The following is a 19,284-nucleotide window of genomic DNA, read 5'->3' as shown; positions in this document are numbered from 1 at the left end:
AGAAATAGAAAAAGTCATTCAAAGAAGAATGACTTTTTCTATTTCTTTCTTATATTATTAAAATTTTCCTTAGAACTATAGTATAATAAGTATATGAAATGAAGGTAACTATTAAATCAATCTTGCAAATACGAGGAGTAATAATATGATTAATATTAAAGAACTTAAAGAAATATTTGATATTGAAGATTTAGAGGGAAGAAGAATTAGTGTTGAAAACAATGCGATACCTATTATAGAGCAAATAGCAAGCTCTTTTTTAAATATGATTCAGAATCCTATACTTAATCGATGCACTATAAAAAGTGGTTTTGATGTTAGCGTGAAAAAGGCATGGGCTGTATTACAGCAAAGTTCTATTCAGGATGAAAATACAGTAATAAATTATTTGAATATAGAGTTTAATTTTAGTGAAGATAGCTTAAATATTAATATGAATTCAGAATTTTATAGATTTGCAGAGGGACTTGCAAAGAACAAAGGTGAATTTAGCCAGGACAGCAAGAAGAATTTTGATGAAATGTTAAATCAATTAAAAGAACAACAAAATATTAATATTTGTGGGTTTATAAATGATGAAAGAATAATGTTAAATATTGAAACTTTTAAAGCATATCTTGAAGAGTATTACCCAAGGGAGAAAAAAAGAAAACCAGTATTAATTTTTGGTAACCAATCAGCAATAGATGATTCTATGGCAGAACAAGAAATACTTAAAGTAATTCAAAATGTATGGAATGATTTAAGTCCTATTAGAAATTACATAATTTCTGATCAGGAAAAAAGAGATAAAGTAATAAATTTAATTTCGCTTTTGAAGGATCACACAGGAAAAACAAAAATAAAAAGTTTATTTGGATATGAATATGATGTTGATTTCCAGATTCCAAAGAGGAAAAAAGGGATTTCAGAAGAGTCTTTTGAGCAAGATGTATTTCTGTATAGTAATAATCAAAAGATTTATAGATGCACAATAAAATATGTCTTGTATTTTGCGAAAGAACCACATGGAATGATACAACTTAAGTATGGTAATAAAGATGTATTAAACAATCATATTACGGAGTTATTATCGGAAGACGTATGTAGATATTATATTTATGGTAATTTTAGAGATAGCAGGCAAAACATAGAATTAGCATTAGAAAGTAATAATTTCAATAAGGATGAAAAGGCATACTATATTGGCACATATAGCAATATAAAGCAAAATTTCACCGAATCAATAGAAGAAATTAAAATTAATATGGTAAAGGCTGCCTTATTGATTGCTGATGGTAAAGGGATAATAAAATTGCTTAAAAAACCATCTTTAGATTCTACAATAGTAGAGAATATCGAAAATGATAATGAAGATGAAATGGTTTCAGATTATTCTGACCTAAGTATGAAATTTAAAGATATCTATTGGGCCATAGAACAAAGTCCTTATGTTTTTGAAAAAAGTATTATAAGAGATTTTCATTTAAATTTGACTTGCTTAACTAATAAGGAGAAGAATACAGCTAAGCATTTTGTAATATTAAACGGAATTTCAGGAACAGGAAAAACTAAGATATGTAGTCTATATGCCAATGCAGTTTATGGAATAGATTTGGAGAGTAAAGATAACAAATATCTTCAAATAATACCTGTAAAACCGGATTGGACAGACTCAACGGATTTATTCGGGTATTATAATAACAGGGACAAAAAATATATCAAAACTGATTTTCTTGATATGATTTTAAGAGCAGAAAAAGAACGTGAAAAACCTCATTTTGTAGTACTGGATGAAATGAATCTTGCAAGGGTTGAATATTATTTAAGTGATTATTTAAGTGCTGTAGAGTCAGGAAAAGAAGTTACACTTCATAATGAAGAGCAATTAAAAGATGGCATCCCAAGGAAGATATCTATTCCTTTAAATTTTTATTTAATTGGTACCGTGAATACTGATGAGACAACTTATAGTATCTCAGATAAAGTACTAGATAGAGCTTTTGTTATGACTTTTACAGAAGTAGATTTTAAAACATATTGGGCTAAGGAAGAGAATGAAAATCTAAAACAACAATTATCTGAAGAATTTTTATGGATACAGGGTATTCATGAGATACTTAAAGAAAAAGGGCTTCATTTTGGATATCGTTCACTAGGCGAAATGCTTTATAAAATGTATGGAAATCTGCAATTAGGAGAGGATGGCATGTCAAGAACAGAAGCATTTGACAGTGTCATAACTGAAAAAGTTTTACCTAAAGTAAGAGGTGATGCTGGAATTGAATCAACATTAGTCGAGCTTGGGGAGTATTTAAAAAATAATTGTGGATTTAAAGAAAACTCAAAAACATTAGTTCATTTAGCACGAATGAGACAGGAGTTAGAGACGTATGGAACAACTCAATTCTGGCATTAACAGTATAGATATATATATAAAAGCCGAAAATAGTGATTGGATTAAGCTGGAAGAAGTGTGTGAATCTAATGGCCGTTTTTTTCGGGAAGCTGCAAGTTATAAATGGAAGTACATTACAGAAAAAAGAGTAATATTTAAAATAGAGGAAGAATCCTTATCTGCTTATTTAAGTAATAATGAAAGATATGGTGAATTCACACTGCCTTTTCATACTGGAAATATAATTTTTCAATTGTTAGATGCTGATAATCCTAAGCAGCAGCTTTATTTAGGGAAATCCTTTGTGTATAGTGATGAAAGAAAACTATCACAAAAGGATTTTGAAAAGATGATTGAAGATATAAATGAGATTGCTAATGTTTGCTTTGGTTATACAGGGTTAAAATACAATTTTAGTATTAAGAGCAGAAGTCAGGATAATTATGAACCACTGTGGAGTTATATTGAAGAGCACTTTTCTGATTTACAATTATTATTTAGAAGCATTGAAAATGCGCCTAAAAAGCAATTAAAACCACAAGAGCAATTCATAAAAATACATAAGGTGAGAAAAGTTAACAACCAGACTAACAATTGGATTGATAAATATGAGGATAAATATGGGAAAGAACCAAGATATGTGAGGACAAGTAAGGCGACAGAAAATTATAATACATTTGAAAATCGTATAATTAAATTTCAATTAATAAAGCTTAAAGCTCTTTTGAATGTTTTTGCCAGATGGTTCACTAATAAGAAATCAGATAATGAACAAGAGAAATTAAGTTACAGTAATAAAGCAAAACTTGCAGACAAGTATGGTGATTTAGTTTCGTATTGGCTTAAGAATACATTTTTGTTTGAGGTTACAAGCGAGCATATTGTGCCAAGAATTACTCAAGTATTTAGAAAAGATCCACTATATAGGAAGTGGTGGTTATGGTTTGATGAATTATATAAAAATGAGAAGTATAATGTAAATACTGAAGGCAGGGAAATTCCTTTGACAAAAACTTATGACTTGTATGAGATATGGACATTTATGAAAATACTAAAAGTCTTTGAACAAAATGGACTTATTAATGATACAAGTTCTTTGTATATAGTTAAACGAGAAGGAATCTTCTTTAATTTAGCGAGGAATAAGGATTGCGTGGTAGAGTTAAATAATGGATGGAAGTTAACATATCAGAAGACATTTAGATGGGATACAACCCCTTATAAGTCCTTTACACAAAAAATGATACCGGATATTGTCTTGGATACTGGGGAAAAAATGATAGTGCTTGATGCTAAATACAGAGTTCAGGGTAATTTAGGTAATGCACTTTCAGAATTGCATAAATATAGAGATGGAATAGTGGAAAAAAGAAGTAACAAAAGAATCGTCAGAGAAGCATATATTTTGGCACCTAGAACTAATAGTCAAAGGAAGTATAATGACGGTTCTAATGAAATAAATGAAGAGCAAGAAGGAATAAACTTCAAAGAGATTTTCTCGGAAGTATATAGAAAAGAATACAAAATGGGTGCCTTCGAATTTATGCCCTTTGGAAATTTATATGAGTTTGAAAATTGGCTAGATGATTTTATAAGGAATGAATTACATTTTGAAGAGGTGATACTATGATAAGAGAATTGCATTACTTACCCTTATACACGAATTCTCGAGAGCAGCTTATTGAGCACTCAATTAATGCAATAAAAAAAGGTAAGAAAGTTATATATATTGCACCATCCCGTGAAGTTATGTTTGATGTCCGAAATAGAGTTATTGGAATGTTAGGTGGATTGATGAATATCACTATATGTGGATTTGATGACTTGGAGATGGAGATATTTGAAAGATCTAATAATAATCTAACTGTTATAAGTAAGGATGAAGCTGCTATATTACTGACAAGGATTATAGACAAGTTAAGCGAAGACAGAAAACTTCAGTCTTTAAAGGTAGAAGATAATTTATCAGGGCTCGTAAATTCTATCTATGATTTAATTAAATTATTTAAAAGGCAGGCCATCACCCCAGAAAAGTTTCAGAAAATCATAGATCAGTTTAAAAATAATACGGTAGATAACTATACAATAAATAAATTTGTAGATATCTATAACATTTATGAGTTATACAGAAGAGAACTCATTTCATTAAAGCTTACAGATGTTGATGATAGATCATTTATTGCATGCGAGGAAATTGGAAAGTGTGGCATTATGGATGGTGTGGAAGAGTTTATTATTGATGGCTTTATAAATATTGATCCTATAAATGTAAGTTTAATAAAGACCATAATGGAAAGTTTTTCTGAAATCAACTTAAGGTGCAGTGTTCCATTTAGGACAGATAGTACTGAAGCATTTCTTGAAGAGAATATTGTAAAAGACCTTTTAGGTTTGGGTTTTATTGAAAAGGAACAGATTTCAACTTCTGAATTATTAATTGATCCAAGCATTAGAGTTTTATCACAGGGACTATTTAATTTAAGCACCGAAAGAATTTCTAAAGGGGAAAGTATTGCAATATTGAATGCTCCCTGTATTGAGGATGAAGTGCGTCAAACAGCAAGAGAGATAAAGAAACTTGTAATGGAAGAAAAGGAAAGTCTGGAAAATATAGCTATAGTAGTAAACGATGCTGAGCAATATGAAGATTATATGATTGAAGTTTTTAAGGAATTAGGCATAAAACTTGATTATATTCAAAATAAAAGTATAAGCAGTCATCCTATTTTTAGGCTTGTGATTGAAATTCTTCATTTGGTGGAGCAGGCAGAAGCTAATAACTTTATTGACAAGGAGAAATTTGTTGATATTATATTATCTCCATATTTTAATTTTTATCAGTCTTCTAAAGAAACTGCCAAGGAATATCTTTATGTTGTTAAGAATCTAAAAGATACCGTTAATTATGAGGCTTCACTTGAAAAGATAATAAATAACATTAAGTCAACTGGTGAAAGTAAAGATATGGTTGAATATGAATTTAAGCTTGAGACTATTACTCAGGTGAAAGAGATAATAAATTTTTTCTATAAGAGTAATAATGATTTTCCGAGGGAAGCAATTGCAAAAGAGTGTTTTGAATTCTGTATTAAAATAATCGATAGTTTTATGATTGCTCAAAAGATAAAGGATCTTTATAAAGAAAAATGTGATATTATGTTTTACCGTGAAAATATTGAGGTTTACAGACAAATATTAAATATTTTTGAACGAGCTAATGAAATTCTTGCTCTTACTAAAACTGATGAGAATATTAGCTGCAGCCGTTATATAGAACTTATAGAGAATATAGCCAATAGTGCACATTATACAGTTTTCTCAGGAGCTAATGGTGGAGTAAAAGTTATAGAACCTGACTTGCTTAGAGGAGTTAATTTTGATTTTATCTTTGTATTGGGACTTAATGAAGGAGCATATCCTAAACTTAACCAAAAGCATTTAATTCTAAGCTCAGTTGAGTTGGAGTTAATCAGAAATTATGGAATCCGCTTAGAAGACCTTGATTGGGAACTTCAGAGAGAAAAAGTCAGGTTTATTTTAACCTGTAGTTCCGCGGTTAAGGGATTATATTTAAGCTATAGAACCGCAGAGGAGGATGGCGGATACATGATAAAATCCGGTTTCCTTGATGAAGTTCAATCAGCATTTTCTGAGACAGCAATAGAAAATATTGTAAAACCAAAGATAGCAATGAGAAACAGATTTGATTTTAATAGTAAAGCAGTTTGGAGTCCAAACGAATTGAATAAAAATATTCTTAAAGGTATATGGCAGGAAAGAGATTACAATGTTTCATGTGTAAGCCAAAATTATAATAGTTTAGTTGAGGAGCACAAACAAAATCTTGGAGTTATTATTCAGCTTGGTAAAATTGAGCACAGCAGAGATTATTATAAAAAGTATAATGAATTTGATGGTAGGTTAAGTAATGAAATAGATTTAAATTCTCTTGGACATTTTAGTGCTTCAAAGATAAATACCTACAAAAAATGTCCTTTTAAATTCTATCTTCAAAATATGCTAAAACTGAATAATTTCGAAGAAGAAGAGGATTTAGATCCAAGAAGCAGAGGTACACTGATTCACTCAATTTTAGAAATGTATTATAGATGTGGAGATTCTAATGGAATATATGATGCTGAAACTGAAAAGTATGCTGTAAATGAAGAATGGTTACGGAATTGCATTGATAAAGCAATAGCCAAAGCTGGGTTTACTAGTTTGAATGATTTTGTTCTTAAGCAATATTGCGAAGAGCTTTTTAATAAGTTAGGTTCATTTGTAGAAAAGGATTCGCAGATGTTAAATAATTATAAGTCTCAAAAAAATGCTATATTGAGGCCATATATCTTCGAACTAGGTTTTAAGGATAGTGAAAGTTTTGCACCATATACGTTTAAAGGCTTTATTGATAGGATAGATTTAGAATTTAATAATGATGGCAAGTTTACCGGAAATTTTGTTATATATGATTATAAGGGTTCCGTTGATTCAAAATTTAAAGATTCTGTTACGGGTAAGGATCTTCAACTAACAATTTATTATTTTATTATAATGAGGCTTTTAAAAGAAGGATTTGAGTATGAAAAACAGTGGATAAAACATGACAATCCAAAATGCTTGGGTTTATTCTATTATAGCTACAAGGATAAGCATGTTACAGCTAAAATAGATGATTATTCTAAAGAAGGCATGTACCTAGATGTTTGTCAGGACATTCTGACTCATAAGAGAGATAGTATGAACAAACTAAGCTTTGATACCTTGATACAGCTTTTAAGTAGTAAGATTTATGAAGCAATTAAGAATATTGAATCAGGAAATTTTACATTGCCTTTCGAGTGCAGTTCTTATGATAATGAATTTATTAGCTGTGAATTTAGCCATATTTGTCGATATAACGAGCAGAGGCTTGAAATTAAAATAAAAGAGGTGGAGTGATGGAACAGTTTACGGCTAGGTTGCTAGAAAACTTAAATGAAGAACAAAGGGAAGCAAGCAGAATTGATAAAAATATAGCATTAAAGGCAGGAGCAGGATCAGGCAAAACAAGAGTTTTAACCACACGCTTTATCCGAATACTTCATGAAGATAAATCTACAAACTTAGATAACATAGTTGCAATTACCTTTACTAAAAAAGCTGCCCTTGAAATGAAAGAGAGGGTTAGGAAGAATATTGATGAAATAATTCAATGGTTTAAAGAAAATAAGAAATCAAATTCGGAAGAAATTTCTCGATGGATTAGTTTCAAAGAAAGGATTACTGATGCAAGAATCAGCACATTTCATAGTTTTTGTGAGAAAATTATAAAGGAAAATTGGTACCTTATTGGAATAAATCCGGATTTTGCTCTTATAGATGATATAGATGGACAGTTACTGGTAAAGAAATTAATTGAAGAAGTTATTGCAGAATTTACTGATTACCAATCTGAAAAAATGAAAGCAATAATTGATTTATACGGGATTGATTTTATACTAAAGGGTAATTTAGCGAAGTTTGTTCGCAGCATATATTTTAAAAGTGTATCAGATGAAAAAAGTATCAACGAAATTAAAGAGAATATGAAACTTGCAAACAGAAAAGCGAAATGCAACGATGATGTTGAAAACAAATTTGATATAAATATTGAAGCTAAATTTCAGAGTATGTTTAATATTGAAAATGTAATTGCGGATATTATAGCGCTTTTAGATAGTAAATATAGCGACATTAAAAAGGATAGTAATGTGCTTGACTATAATGATTTGGAGAAGTATGCAATACAACTTCTGGAAAGCAATGATAATTTGCATAACTACTATAGAAATAAGTTTAAATATGTCATGGTAGACGAATTTCAAGATACTAACAGTGTTCAGAAAAAGATATTATATCTTCTTACAAGGAATATAGATGGAAGTTTTCCTAATGGGAAGTTATTTATAGTTGGTGACATCAAACAAAGTATTTACCGTTTTAGAGGAGCAGATTATAGAGTCTTTGATGAAGTATGTGAAGATTTGAAAAAACAGTCAGTAGATGACGAAGAACCTGTGAAATATCTCTCTTATTGCTATAGAAGTCAACCTAAAATAATTAATACTGTGAATTCAACCTTTAAAAATATAATTGATGATTATCAGATGCTTAAGTTTCCAGAGAACAGTGAAACAACTGAAGAAGTTGATAAGAACGTGGAACTTATATTATATGATAAACCTCCTGCAAATAATGAATTTAATAATAACAAAAAGTACATTATAAAGAATAATGGCGATAGTATAAGCCTTCATGAGGTTATTGCAAAACTAAATAATAACCATTTTAAATCTGCTAAACAGATTGAAGCTGAAGCCTTAGCATCCGCAATTAAGGGATTGATCGATCCAAAAGGAGTATATAAATTTCAACCTAGGGATATAGCAGTATTATTGAGAAGTAGAACAAACCTGCAAACATACGAGAATTCTTTAAAGAATGCAGGAATCCCATACTGTATTTTAGGTGGTATCGGCTTTTTTGATAATCAAGAAATAAAAGATATTATAAATCTTTATAAGTTTTTATTTGATGATACAGATAGAGTTTCATTTGTCGGGATAATAAGATCTCCTATTTTTGGAATATCTGATGATATGCTGATAGATGTAATGAAGGACAATGAAGAGAGCGAAAATTATATAGAAGCGCTTGAAAAGATTAATGTGGATAATAAGGAATACGAACTTTTAAAGAGAGCTGCTCAAATAATGAGGGAGCTTAAAGGAATGGTAGGCATTTTAAATACATATGATATGTTCAAACATATAATTGAAAAAACAGATTATATGGGTATTATGCTTACATTGAATCAGGGACAGCAAAAGTACAGAAATATAGAAAAGCTACTACAAATAGCAAGGGAATTTGATAAAAAGTTGATATACTCTGCAAGAGAGTTTATAGGCTATATTGAGACAATTCAGGAAAACTCAGATAGAGTTGAAAATGCTAGCTTAGATACAGAAGATTCTAATGCTGTTAAGATTATGACAATACATGCATCTAAGGGACTCGAGTTTAAAGCTGTATTAATTCCTGATATGAACAATTCAGGAAAGCATTTTAAGGATAAATTAATTTATGATAAAGAATTTGGTATTCTTGCAGTTGGATTAAAAGAAGATGGAGAAGTGGATGTTAATTTAAATCCATTCTACGGATACTGCTATAATATGAACAAAATAGAGGAACGGGAAGAACTGATACGATTATTCTATGTTGCTAGTACAAGAGCAGAAGAATATTTAGGTCTTATTGGTTATAAAGAAGAAGCAGCAAAACTTGAAGAGTTTAAATCATTTATGAAGCAATTAAACTACTCTATGAGTAAAGACTCAGAGAAGTGTGGAATTAATGTTTTGCAAGCTGATACAGAAGGTCATAAGGATGAGGATATTAATAGTGGTATAACATCAGATAAAATAGATGATAGAATAAGAGAACTTAATTTTTGTAAAGTGGAGCAAGGGTTAATGCATGGCTCCATTAATAAGTTAGAGTTTAATAAAAGAATGATAGCAAGTATAAGTCAGTATCAATTATATAAGCATTGTCCACGAAAATATTTTTGGAGGCATAAGCTAAGATTAAAAGACATATCTGAATTTACAGAGCAGAAAAGCCATGAAGGTATGAATGCGAATATTTCAGCCGCAGATAGAGGCATTGTAATTCATAAAGCATTGGAGATGGCTAATTCAGATAAATTGAATAAGGAAGAAACCTATTTTTTACTGAATAAACTTCTGACTTCTAGATATTCAATTGGAAATGAAGAGCAAATAAAAGATACATATGAAGATTTCAAAAGGTATATAGATAACTACATTAAAATAGAATCGAACCTTGGCATAGATTATGATATAAGGATAAAAACTGAGGCTGAGCTTGATTTTAGATTTAAGCTTGATAAAGAGAATATATATATGGATGGAGTTTTTGATAGAATCGATGTATTTGAAGAAGGTGGTAAAGTATATGCGTATATAATTGACTATAAAACAAACAGAGTACAAAATGAACAAACAAAATTGGAATTGAAAAAGAAATATATGCCTCAGATGTTATTCTATGCTCAGGTATTTGAGAAACTTTACTGGCATGATGGTGTAAAACCAGAGCTTAGAGGAATATATCTATATTTACTTGATTCTGGTGAGTACATTTCAATTAATAATGATGATGAATCAAAAGTAAAGTTTATGGCTGAATTTCGTAATACTTTTAAACAAATACGTGATACAGATGAGATAAACGATTATAATTGTAAAATTGGCAAGCAATGCAACTTTTGTGAATATAAAGTACTATGCTCAGAATAAGTTTTAAGATAATAATAACATTATAAATTGTTAATTAAACCAAAATGGGCTGTCTACCTTTCTAAGTAACATGAGATGGTCCATTTTTTAGTACTAATAGTATTTTGTTAATTAATATTTACTATAAGAATCTATCTAAAATAACATAATAGATTAAATATAGTTTAAAGAAGTCAATTAGAGTAATAAATTTACTTTAATTGGCTTTTTTATTAGTACAGTAAAATTAATATTAAAAATTTCTGATCATTTACCCTAACTGTGAAAATTCTTCCCATATTGAGGTATAAACTAAGGGTGTAAATTAAGTGCGAGATAAATAGGAGGAATTATTATGTCAACATGGAGTTGTAACCAACAAGTATGCGCATCTTGTAGATACTGGTGCGGAGCAAGAAGCATTGATTTTATGGCAAATTTTTTTGATGCTAAAGAGGAAAAAGGAGAATGTGCAGGGCCAAGTGGAAGTTTTAGAGGAATTGAAATGTGGGAATCGTCTTCTTGTAGCGTGTGGGAAGCATTTAGAAAAGAATAATTAGGATTATAATCCTGCCTCCTGCAATGATAATATTGGATAATAAGGATCAAGGTGGTATAATGATTGTTAATATAAATTGTCGGGGGTTGGAGATGGGAAACAAATTAGGCTGTAAAAAAGCAAGAATTGTAGTCGAAACATTTTTTCTAATAAAATCAGGACAAGCAACTACAAAAAGTGAGCTTAGTGATGCTTTAGGCACAAAGATAGATAATATAGAAAATTATATTGAAGAATTAAATATGGATTTTGGAACAGATATTTATCTTAAAAGGAGAGCAGGAGATAATCAAGAAGGAAAGTATTTTGTCAGGGATGATGGAATATTGGGTAACTTAAAAAGAAATAACACTATAACCGCTGATGATGTTATGATTATACTTTCATCCCTAATTCAATCCCAATCTTTTATGGAGAATAAAATGTCTATTATTAAAAATAATCTTTTGGACTTTTTACCTAAAAATGAAGGTGAAAAACTAAAAGAAATGCTCCATTTTGAAAAAAGAAAAAATCACAGTGATGACGATATAAAAGATAATATGGAACAAATAAGAAAATCTATAGCTGATGAAAAGAAAATAATTTTTATGTATAAAAATTCTGAAGGAAAATTTAAGAGACATAGAGTAACTCCATATAGTTTTGCTTCTAATCTAGGAATGTTTTATATAATTGCAAAAAGTGAAGAATGGGATTCCTTAAGTCATTTTAGAATTGATAGAATGCGAGAAGTAAAAATATTAGATGAAGAAGGGATAAAAGAAGAAAAATTTAATGTTAATAATTATTTAAAGAAAACTTGGAATATGTATGGAGGTTCTGAGACAAAAGTATTAGTTAAGTTTAAAGATGGCTGTAAAACAGTTGTTACAGAAAGAAATATGGTCGAAGGAAGAATGGTTGAGGAAGATAAAGATTATTTTATATATGAGTTTATTTGCAATGGTACAAAAGGAATAAAGCTTTGGATTATGGGTTTTGGTGGAGATGCAGAAGTTTTAGAGCCCGTGGAGCTTAGGGAAGAGATTAAAGAAATGGCAGAAAATATGATAAAGACATATATGAAATAATAAAAAAATATAACATTAACGTGAGAAAGAGGTAAAAGAATGAAATTAACAGATAAACAAAAAAGAATAATTGAAGAGGCATATAATCGTTATTTAAAATATATTGAGCCAGAGGAACAAAAATTAAAATATAAAAATTTAGAAATTGCACTTAATGAATTTAAGGGGAAATTAAGGAGATGGAAAGCAAGTGATAATGTAGATTTTATTATAGATTTTGCATTATCAAAAGAAGCACAAATTTTTGCTTCTGTAAAAGTAGGGCAAATTTTTATTGATGATTTCAAAATGTTTCTGAATAAGAAATCTATAAGGGAAGAACTTGAAAAGATGATTTATTATAAGTTTAACATAGATGATGATGCTCAAGAGCATTTTAGCATATCTAAACACGATATTATAGATTTTTTAGAAAAACAAGAAAAAGTAGATAAAGAAGAATTTAAATTAGGAAGACCTAAGATTTTAACTGGGCGATTAGTATTAATGATGTTTACAGAGTTATATACAAGTATAGCTGATATAGATGCTCTTAAAAATGTATGTAAAAAATTAGATAATCCTTTTCTAAAGAATGATAGATATTTAGCGAAGCATCGTCAAATAAGGTGCATGACTGATACTTATTTAATAGAAAATAATTTATATGAAGGTTTAACTGATCTAGATAGAGGACGTATAGGTTGGTTTGTTACTGAAATTTAGAGATAGTAAATATGACTAACTAGAATAAATAGAAAGTCCCCAATATATTATTAGAGAAATAATTTTCAAAAAAATTATTTCTCTAATTTTTTTAAATCAAATCAAATAGGGAAAATTTTTCACTATACAGGATGTATCATATAAGCATAGTTCTTTGATAATTAAATATTTATTATTAAAAATCCTAGATTAAGTTGTGGTCCCATCATGTCTAAAAATCGAAGGGAGAGGGTATTATGGAAAAAAGAAATTATAAGGTTACTTTGTCTGTAAACTTTAATAAGGAGATTAATCTCGTAGAGGATTTAGATAAGATTGTTAGTGAGGCATATGACTTTTCAGAAAAAAATAACAATAAAAGTTTAAATATATGTTCTGTAGAGAGGGAGAAAATAGAAGTTTTAACTGTGATTAATTCTAAAAGAAAATCTAATAATTTTATGATTAGTTCTATAAGTGGATTTTTAAGAAGGGTCTGTAAATTATATGATTTAGAATATGATAAGGAAAAGAATTATTTCTCTATTGAAAAATTTTCAACTGTACCTGAAGAAGTGTATTGGACTGTGTTTAGAGATGGTGCATTGAATATTGGTGAATTACTAAAGAAGAATTTTAAAGCTAAACAAATTAAAAACTCTGAGTCTAATAATAAGGATTTAAAAGATAGTATTGATGGAAAATCAGAAGATACAAGTAATTCTAATTGTGATGTGGAAGAAATTAAGAAACCTAAAAGGCAATTTCCAGTTATATTAAATGGATTAGATAGAAATGCTGAAAATAATAAAGATGAAGATATAGAGTTTAAAAACCTCGAAGATTCATTAAAACATCTAGCTAGTTTAATTGGACTTGATAATACAAAAGAACAAGTTAAGGAAATAGCTTCATTTATTATAAGAAACAATGAGAGATGTGTAAATTTAAAAATAAAAAATCCAGGTCTATATTACAATGTAGCTATTAGTGGTAATAAAGGTACAGGAAAAAGTACAATAGCTAAAATTTTATATCATATTTATTATCATTTAGGAGTTATAGGGAAAGGCAAATTTATTGTTCTTGACAGCAAGGAAGTGTATCCGGGAAACAATTTAGAGAGATATATAAGAAATGCACAAAGTGGAGTTATATTAATTAATAATGCACATTTTATAACTGCAAGTAATAGAAGTGGGGCAAGGGATAACTTTACTACCCTTGATGAATGGTTTTCAACTTATAAAGAAAATTTTGTGTTTATTCTTGCTGGTGAAATAGAAGGAACAGATGAGCTTATAAAAAATGATAAAGTTAAAAAGCACATGAATTTCTCTTTAAATATATCAGATTTTACTGAAAAGGAAACTTTAGAACTAATCAATAAATTTGCTGCAAAGGAAAAATACAGTATTGATAGTACGGCAGAAGAAACAATCTTAAAATATATTGAATATTTAAAGGATAAAAAAATCTTTGAGAATGTTTATACTTCTAGACGAATTGTTGAACAAGCAATTATAAATAATGGAATTTTAAATAATTCTAACTGTCTTTTTAGAGAAGATTTTTTATTTGAGGATATGCTTGAATTAGAAAGTGAAAAGGCAGACATTAATGATGAAGGCGATCCATTTAAGGAATTAGAAGGATTAACAGGCTTGAGTGAAGTAAAAGAAAAAGTAAAGGAAATTTCAGCTTATGCTGGAGTACAGCTAAAAAGAAAAGAATTAGGATTAAAAATTGAACCGCTTTGTCTTCATATGAATTATGTTGGTAATCCTGGTACGGGGAAGACTACTGTTGCTAGGATTATGGGAAGAATATTGAAAAGTATGAACATATTAAGTACTGGAAAGTTTGTTGAAGCTTCTAGAGAAGATTTAGTTGGAAAATATGTAGGACATACAGCTATAAAGACTGCTGAAAAGATAAAGGAAGCTGAAGGTGGAATACTGTTTATTGATGAGGCGTATTCTTTAAGCACTGAATCTGAAAGAGATTATGGTTATGAAGCTATAGCTACATTAGTAAAGAAAATGGAGGATTTAAGAGAAAACTTAGTAGTTATTTTTGCAGGATATCCTAAAGAAATGTCAAGATTTATTGATATGAATCCAGGCCTAAAGGATAGGATACAATTTAAATTAGAGTTTATAGATTATAATCCGAATGAGCTTCTTGAAATATGGAAAAAGTTTTTTCATGACAGTGAGTATAAAATAGATGAAGAGGCTTTAAATGAAATGGAGAAAATAGTTACTAAGATTTATAAAAACAGATATAGCAATTTTGCAAATGCAAGAATCATGAGAAAGTGCTTTGAACGTGTAAAAATGCATCAGGCTATTAGAATAACTAAATGTAACTTAACCGAAGTTTTAGATATTTTAAAAATAAACGTTGAAGATATTAAAAGTCTTTATGAAGAAAAAGATATAGTAGAATTGCAAGATGTAGTTTTAAAAAGATGTATTGGCTTTATCAAATAAAATTTAATGAGAAAAGGAAGAAGATGTTATGAGTAAATATGTAATTTCTGATATTCATGGATGCTATGAAGAGTTCATAAAAATGATGGATTTAATTAATTTTAAAGAGGATGATGAGTTATTTATTTTAGGAGATGTTATTGATAGAGGGCATAACCCTTTGGAAATAATTGATTACATTATGAGTCATTCCAATATAAGTTTAATAAAAGGGAATCACGAAGAAATTTTTATTGATTATTATAATGGAGATGAGCCATATGCATGGTTTTTTAATGGTGGAAAAACTACTTATGACCAGTTAGAGGAAAGAGGAACTGAATATGCAGAAAGATTGTATAAATATATTTCATCTTTACCTTTGATTAAGGTAATTGACAAATATATTTTAGTACATTCTACTTTAGATTTTATAGATAATTACAATGACTTATCATTAGAAGTGTTTTTAAATAAACAAGAAGAAAATATTTGCTTATGGGGAAGAGAAAATATAGGTGAAGAAAAACAATATAAAGATTATACAGTTATTTGTGGTCATACTCCAGTGCAGGTTATAAATGAAACTAAAAGAGATGAAGAAGTTAAGATTTTGTATAGAAAGGGTACTATTTATATAGATTGCGGCTGCTTTATTGGAAAACATGAAGGCGGTAAACTTGCATGTTTAAGATTAGATGACAAGCAAGAATTTTATGTGAAATCAATAGATTAAGTATTTTTACTTATAAAACATTTTTTAGTGTATCAATAATAAGCTGTAACGCTTCGGTAAAATTTAATATCTTGCATTTCATTTCTTTGGTTTAAGTTTTTTTTGCAATTCTATTATACTAAAAGGGATTTTTCTTTGTTTTATTTATTGAAAATAAATGCTTTCGCGCCTATTTTTATCTGCGAAAGTTGAGTCTATAAGAGTATTTGAAGAAAACATGTTGCATGTATGGAGGGGATGAAACAAGAGTATTAGTGAAATTCAAGTATACATGTAAAGCGGTAGTTACTGAAAGAAATATGGTTGAAGGAAGGATGATTGAGCAAGATAAAGAGAATTTTATATATAAATTTATTTGTAATAGTACTTTTTGAATAAAACTTTGGCTTATGAGTTTTGGAGGAGAACCTTAAGTCTTGGATCCTATGAAACTTAGAAAAGAGATTAAGGAAATGGCAGAAAGTATGGCAAAAGTTTATGACCATTAAAAACAAGTTGATTCATTGTAATTAAATTAAGAATAATTATCACTACATAAAAGTGAAATTTATAATATTTTTACGAAAAGGGGAATAACTAATGAATGAAATTGAAAAAAATCCAGTATCAGAATTATTGAAATATTATAGGAGAATATATCAATCAAAAGATCCAATAAAGGAGATTTTAAAAGTTGAAGGAGAAATTCCAAAGAGTGTAAAAGAAAAAATACAAAGCCAGTTTAGTCCAGAACCTTTTTATGGGTATAAAGATGCATTGCTTTTATTAATTAATCCTGGCGAGGTTAGCAGTGAAAAAAATGTTTGTAGTGATGAAATGTTTAATAAATTTCATAAGGATCGTTATTTAAATTGGACGCGAAAAGAGTATCTTGAAGAGGGAGAAAGATTAAAAGAAATTCACAGAATTGGTAATAAATGGCGTGAAAAAAGAAGAGAAGAAATTAATAATATTGTATCACCGGAAGAAGTACCGTTTATGCATACTATGGAGTTCTTTCCATATCATTCAAAGCAATTTAATTTTGGTAGTAAAACCAATATGGAATGGATGTGTGATTTAAAGACGTCAGAACTTTTAATGAAATCAATAAAATATATAGCCGAACATAATAAGGTGAAATATATTTTTGGAATTGGACTTCCTTGGGTTACAATTTTTGAATATTATAGATTAAAACCATGTGAGGTAAAAGAATGGAAAAATCCTAATACTGGAAAATATAGATTTAGATTATTTAAATATAAGTTTGAAGGAAATTCTGTTCCAGTTATAATATCAATTTTGGGTAGTGGACGAATAGCATTACCTAAAAATTCTGAAGTAGTTGAAGTAATTAGAAAAATGTTGTAATCTGTTTATCAATATGAGACTTTATATTCAACAGCTGAAATATTGGAAATGACAGTAATTTAAAGACAAAATGTTAGAAGATTTATTATATTTTAATAAATTTCAATTAATTATTTCTCTAAATTTTTTCGAAATTTTTATTAAAGCAGAAAAAATATCCTAATATATGATGTATTATGTATTTGAAAATAAAATATTTCTTACTGTGGGTAATAGAGGTACAGGAAAAAATAAAATAGCCGAAATATTATATGACATTTAGTATCATTTAGGAGTTCTAGGAGAAAGTAAATTTATTTATATGATAATGATAAATTGAGTAAAACTTATGGGAAAAGTATAGGTAATATCCTAAGCACAACTATGAAATTAGATAGTTTAAGAAATGAAGATATCACTGATAAGTTAAACAAAGTATATGATCTTTTAAATAAAAACTTATATGGCACAAAAGAATTCAAAAATTTATTTGATTATTTAAGAGTGTATTTAGGAGATTTAGATAAAGATATTATGAGAATAAGATTGGATATATCAGTTAGGAACAAAAAGAATGCTAAAGATTAATAAAGAACAAGAACCTGACTTTTTATTATAATATAAGAAAAAACATATTCTTAAATCGTGGGCAGATTACAATAAGTATGATATTAGAAATAAAATTAAAGAAAATATATTAGCTGTTGAGCAGGAAGAATATTGTCCCTATTGTGAAAAAAGAATATATACAAATATTAATATTTTCAAATGATAAGAAAATTAAAGCATATAACCTAAATAAGCTGAGGCTTTCTAAATTCAGAAAGTTTCAGCTTTAATTATTTTCTAGAGATGGCTTTTTATATTTAAAAATAAATATATTTGTAATAAACAGACTTATTATGGTAAAATATACCTAAAATGAAAAGCAATAATTATGAATATTAAAAGGTGATAATATGGGATTTTTAGAAACATTAAAAGAAACTATAACAAACAAACCATCAAATTTAAGAGAGCCAAGCTTTATCAAAGAATTTAAGGAAGATGATAAGCAGCTTAATGATTTAAAAGACCTTTTAAAAATAGCACCAAAGGAAATTATGGGCAAAATTGAGCAAGATGAAAAGTTACTTTCTTATGGATTAATTGGTGAGAGAAATGTTGCGTATGAGCTTAAGAATAGTCATATGCCTATATTGATTTTACATAATTTATATTTGAAGTATAAAGATCTTACTGCACAAATTGATTATGTTGTAATAGATCAAAGATTTATTTTAATAATTGAGTGCAAGAATATGGTTGGAGATATAGAGATAACAAACAATGGAGACTTCATTAGATATTTTAAAAGTGCAAATGGAAAAGTATATAAAAAAGAAGGCATGTATAGTCCAATAGTTCAAAATGAGAGGCATGTTGAGATTATACGAGATATATTAAAGGAAGAGAAGTTTTTTGGTAAAGGTGATTATGGTATGGTTCAGCATGTAGTAACAGTTGCAAATTCTAAATCGGTTATAAATAGTAAATATGCTAAAAAAGAATTAAAGGAGCATATAATCAAACATGATCAGCTTATAAATAAAATGAACCAATTACACATAGCAAATGCAAATTGTCATTGGTTTCCTGAGTCAAGCATGTATGAGGTAGCCAATGCCCTACTTAAGTATAATAGTGAATATGTCGTTGATTATAAGAAAAAATATGGAATTT

At 28.6% G+C, this 19,284-nt stretch carries 12 protein-coding genes; all 12 read left to right on the top strand.

The window, feature by feature from the left end:
- Positions 1 to 145: 145 nt before the first annotated feature.
- Positions 146 to 2,398: an AAA family ATPase gene (locus CLOBL_RS10165; protein ID WP_077858924.1), complete on the top strand. Its 2,253-nt coding sequence runs from the start codon at positions 146 to 148 to the stop codon at positions 2,396 to 2,398.
- Complete coding sequence (locus CLOBL_RS10160) at positions 2,373 to 4,007, top strand: DUF2357 domain-containing protein (protein ID WP_077858923.1); 1,635 nt, start codon at positions 2,373 to 2,375, stop codon at positions 4,005 to 4,007. The genes CLOBL_RS10165 and CLOBL_RS10160 overlap by 26 nt, the downstream gene beginning before the upstream one ends.
- A complete protein-coding gene (locus CLOBL_RS10155) occupies positions 4,004 to 7,318 on the top strand; it encodes a PD-(D/E)XK nuclease family protein (protein WP_077858922.1) in 3,315 nt (1,104 codons plus the stop codon). The genes CLOBL_RS10160 and CLOBL_RS10155 overlap by 4 nt, the downstream gene beginning before the upstream one ends.
- Positions 7,318 to 10,725, top strand: coding sequence for a UvrD-helicase domain-containing protein (locus CLOBL_RS10150; protein ID WP_077858921.1), 3,408 nt, complete (start codon positions 7,318 to 7,320; stop codon positions 10,723 to 10,725). The genes CLOBL_RS10155 and CLOBL_RS10150 overlap by 1 nt, the downstream gene beginning before the upstream one ends.
- A 334-nt stretch (positions 10,726 to 11,059) precedes the next feature.
- Positions 11,060 to 11,260, top strand: coding sequence for a hypothetical protein (locus CLOBL_RS10145; RefSeq protein ID WP_077858920.1), 201 nt, complete (start codon positions 11,060 to 11,062; stop codon positions 11,258 to 11,260).
- A 95-nt stretch (positions 11,261 to 11,355) separates the two neighbouring features.
- The gene (locus CLOBL_RS10140) at positions 11,356 to 12,336 is read left to right on the top strand and encodes a WYL domain-containing protein (protein ID WP_179117728.1); all 981 of its coding nucleotides are present in this window, start codon (positions 11,356 to 11,358) and stop codon (positions 12,334 to 12,336) included.
- 39 nt (positions 12,337 to 12,375) lie between these two features.
- Positions 12,376 to 13,041 carry a hypothetical protein gene (locus tag CLOBL_RS10135; protein WP_077858918.1) on the top strand — a complete coding sequence of 222 codons (666 nt, stop codon included), beginning with the start codon at positions 12,376 to 12,378 and terminating at the stop codon, positions 13,039 to 13,041.
- A 236-nt stretch (positions 13,042 to 13,277) separates the two neighbouring features.
- Entirely contained in the window at positions 13,278 to 15,515 is a 2,238-nt protein-coding gene (locus CLOBL_RS10130; RefSeq protein WP_077858917.1) for an AAA family ATPase, read from the top strand.
- Between the two features lie 28 nt (positions 15,516 to 15,543).
- Positions 15,544 to 16,230, top strand: a complete 687-nt coding sequence (locus tag CLOBL_RS10125; RefSeq protein WP_077858916.1) for a metallophosphoesterase family protein — start codon at positions 15,544 to 15,546, stop codon at positions 16,228 to 16,230.
- A 579-nt stretch (positions 16,231 to 16,809) separates the two neighbouring features.
- On the top strand, positions 16,810 to 17,583 hold the full coding sequence (locus tag CLOBL_RS10120; protein ID WP_077858915.1) for a hypothetical protein: 774 nt from the start codon (positions 16,810 to 16,812) through the stop codon (positions 17,581 to 17,583).
- 315 nt (positions 17,584 to 17,898) lie between these two features.
- Complete coding sequence (locus CLOBL_RS10115; protein WP_077858914.1) at positions 17,899 to 18,150, top strand: hypothetical protein; 252 nt, start codon at positions 17,899 to 17,901, stop codon at positions 18,148 to 18,150.
- Between the two features lie 371 nt (positions 18,151 to 18,521).
- Positions 18,522 to 19,284 (top strand): nuclease-related domain-containing protein (locus CLOBL_RS10110; protein WP_143323856.1); only part of this gene is annotated, 763 nt, incomplete at its 3' end.

Source organism: Clostridium sp. BL-8 (assembly GCF_002006495.1).
In the GTDB taxonomy this organism is placed as follows: domain Bacteria; phylum Bacillota; class Clostridia; order Clostridiales; family Clostridiaceae; genus Clostridium.
Note: the sequence above shows the minus strand (reverse complement) of the source record. Positions and strands in the feature narration are given on the sequence as shown.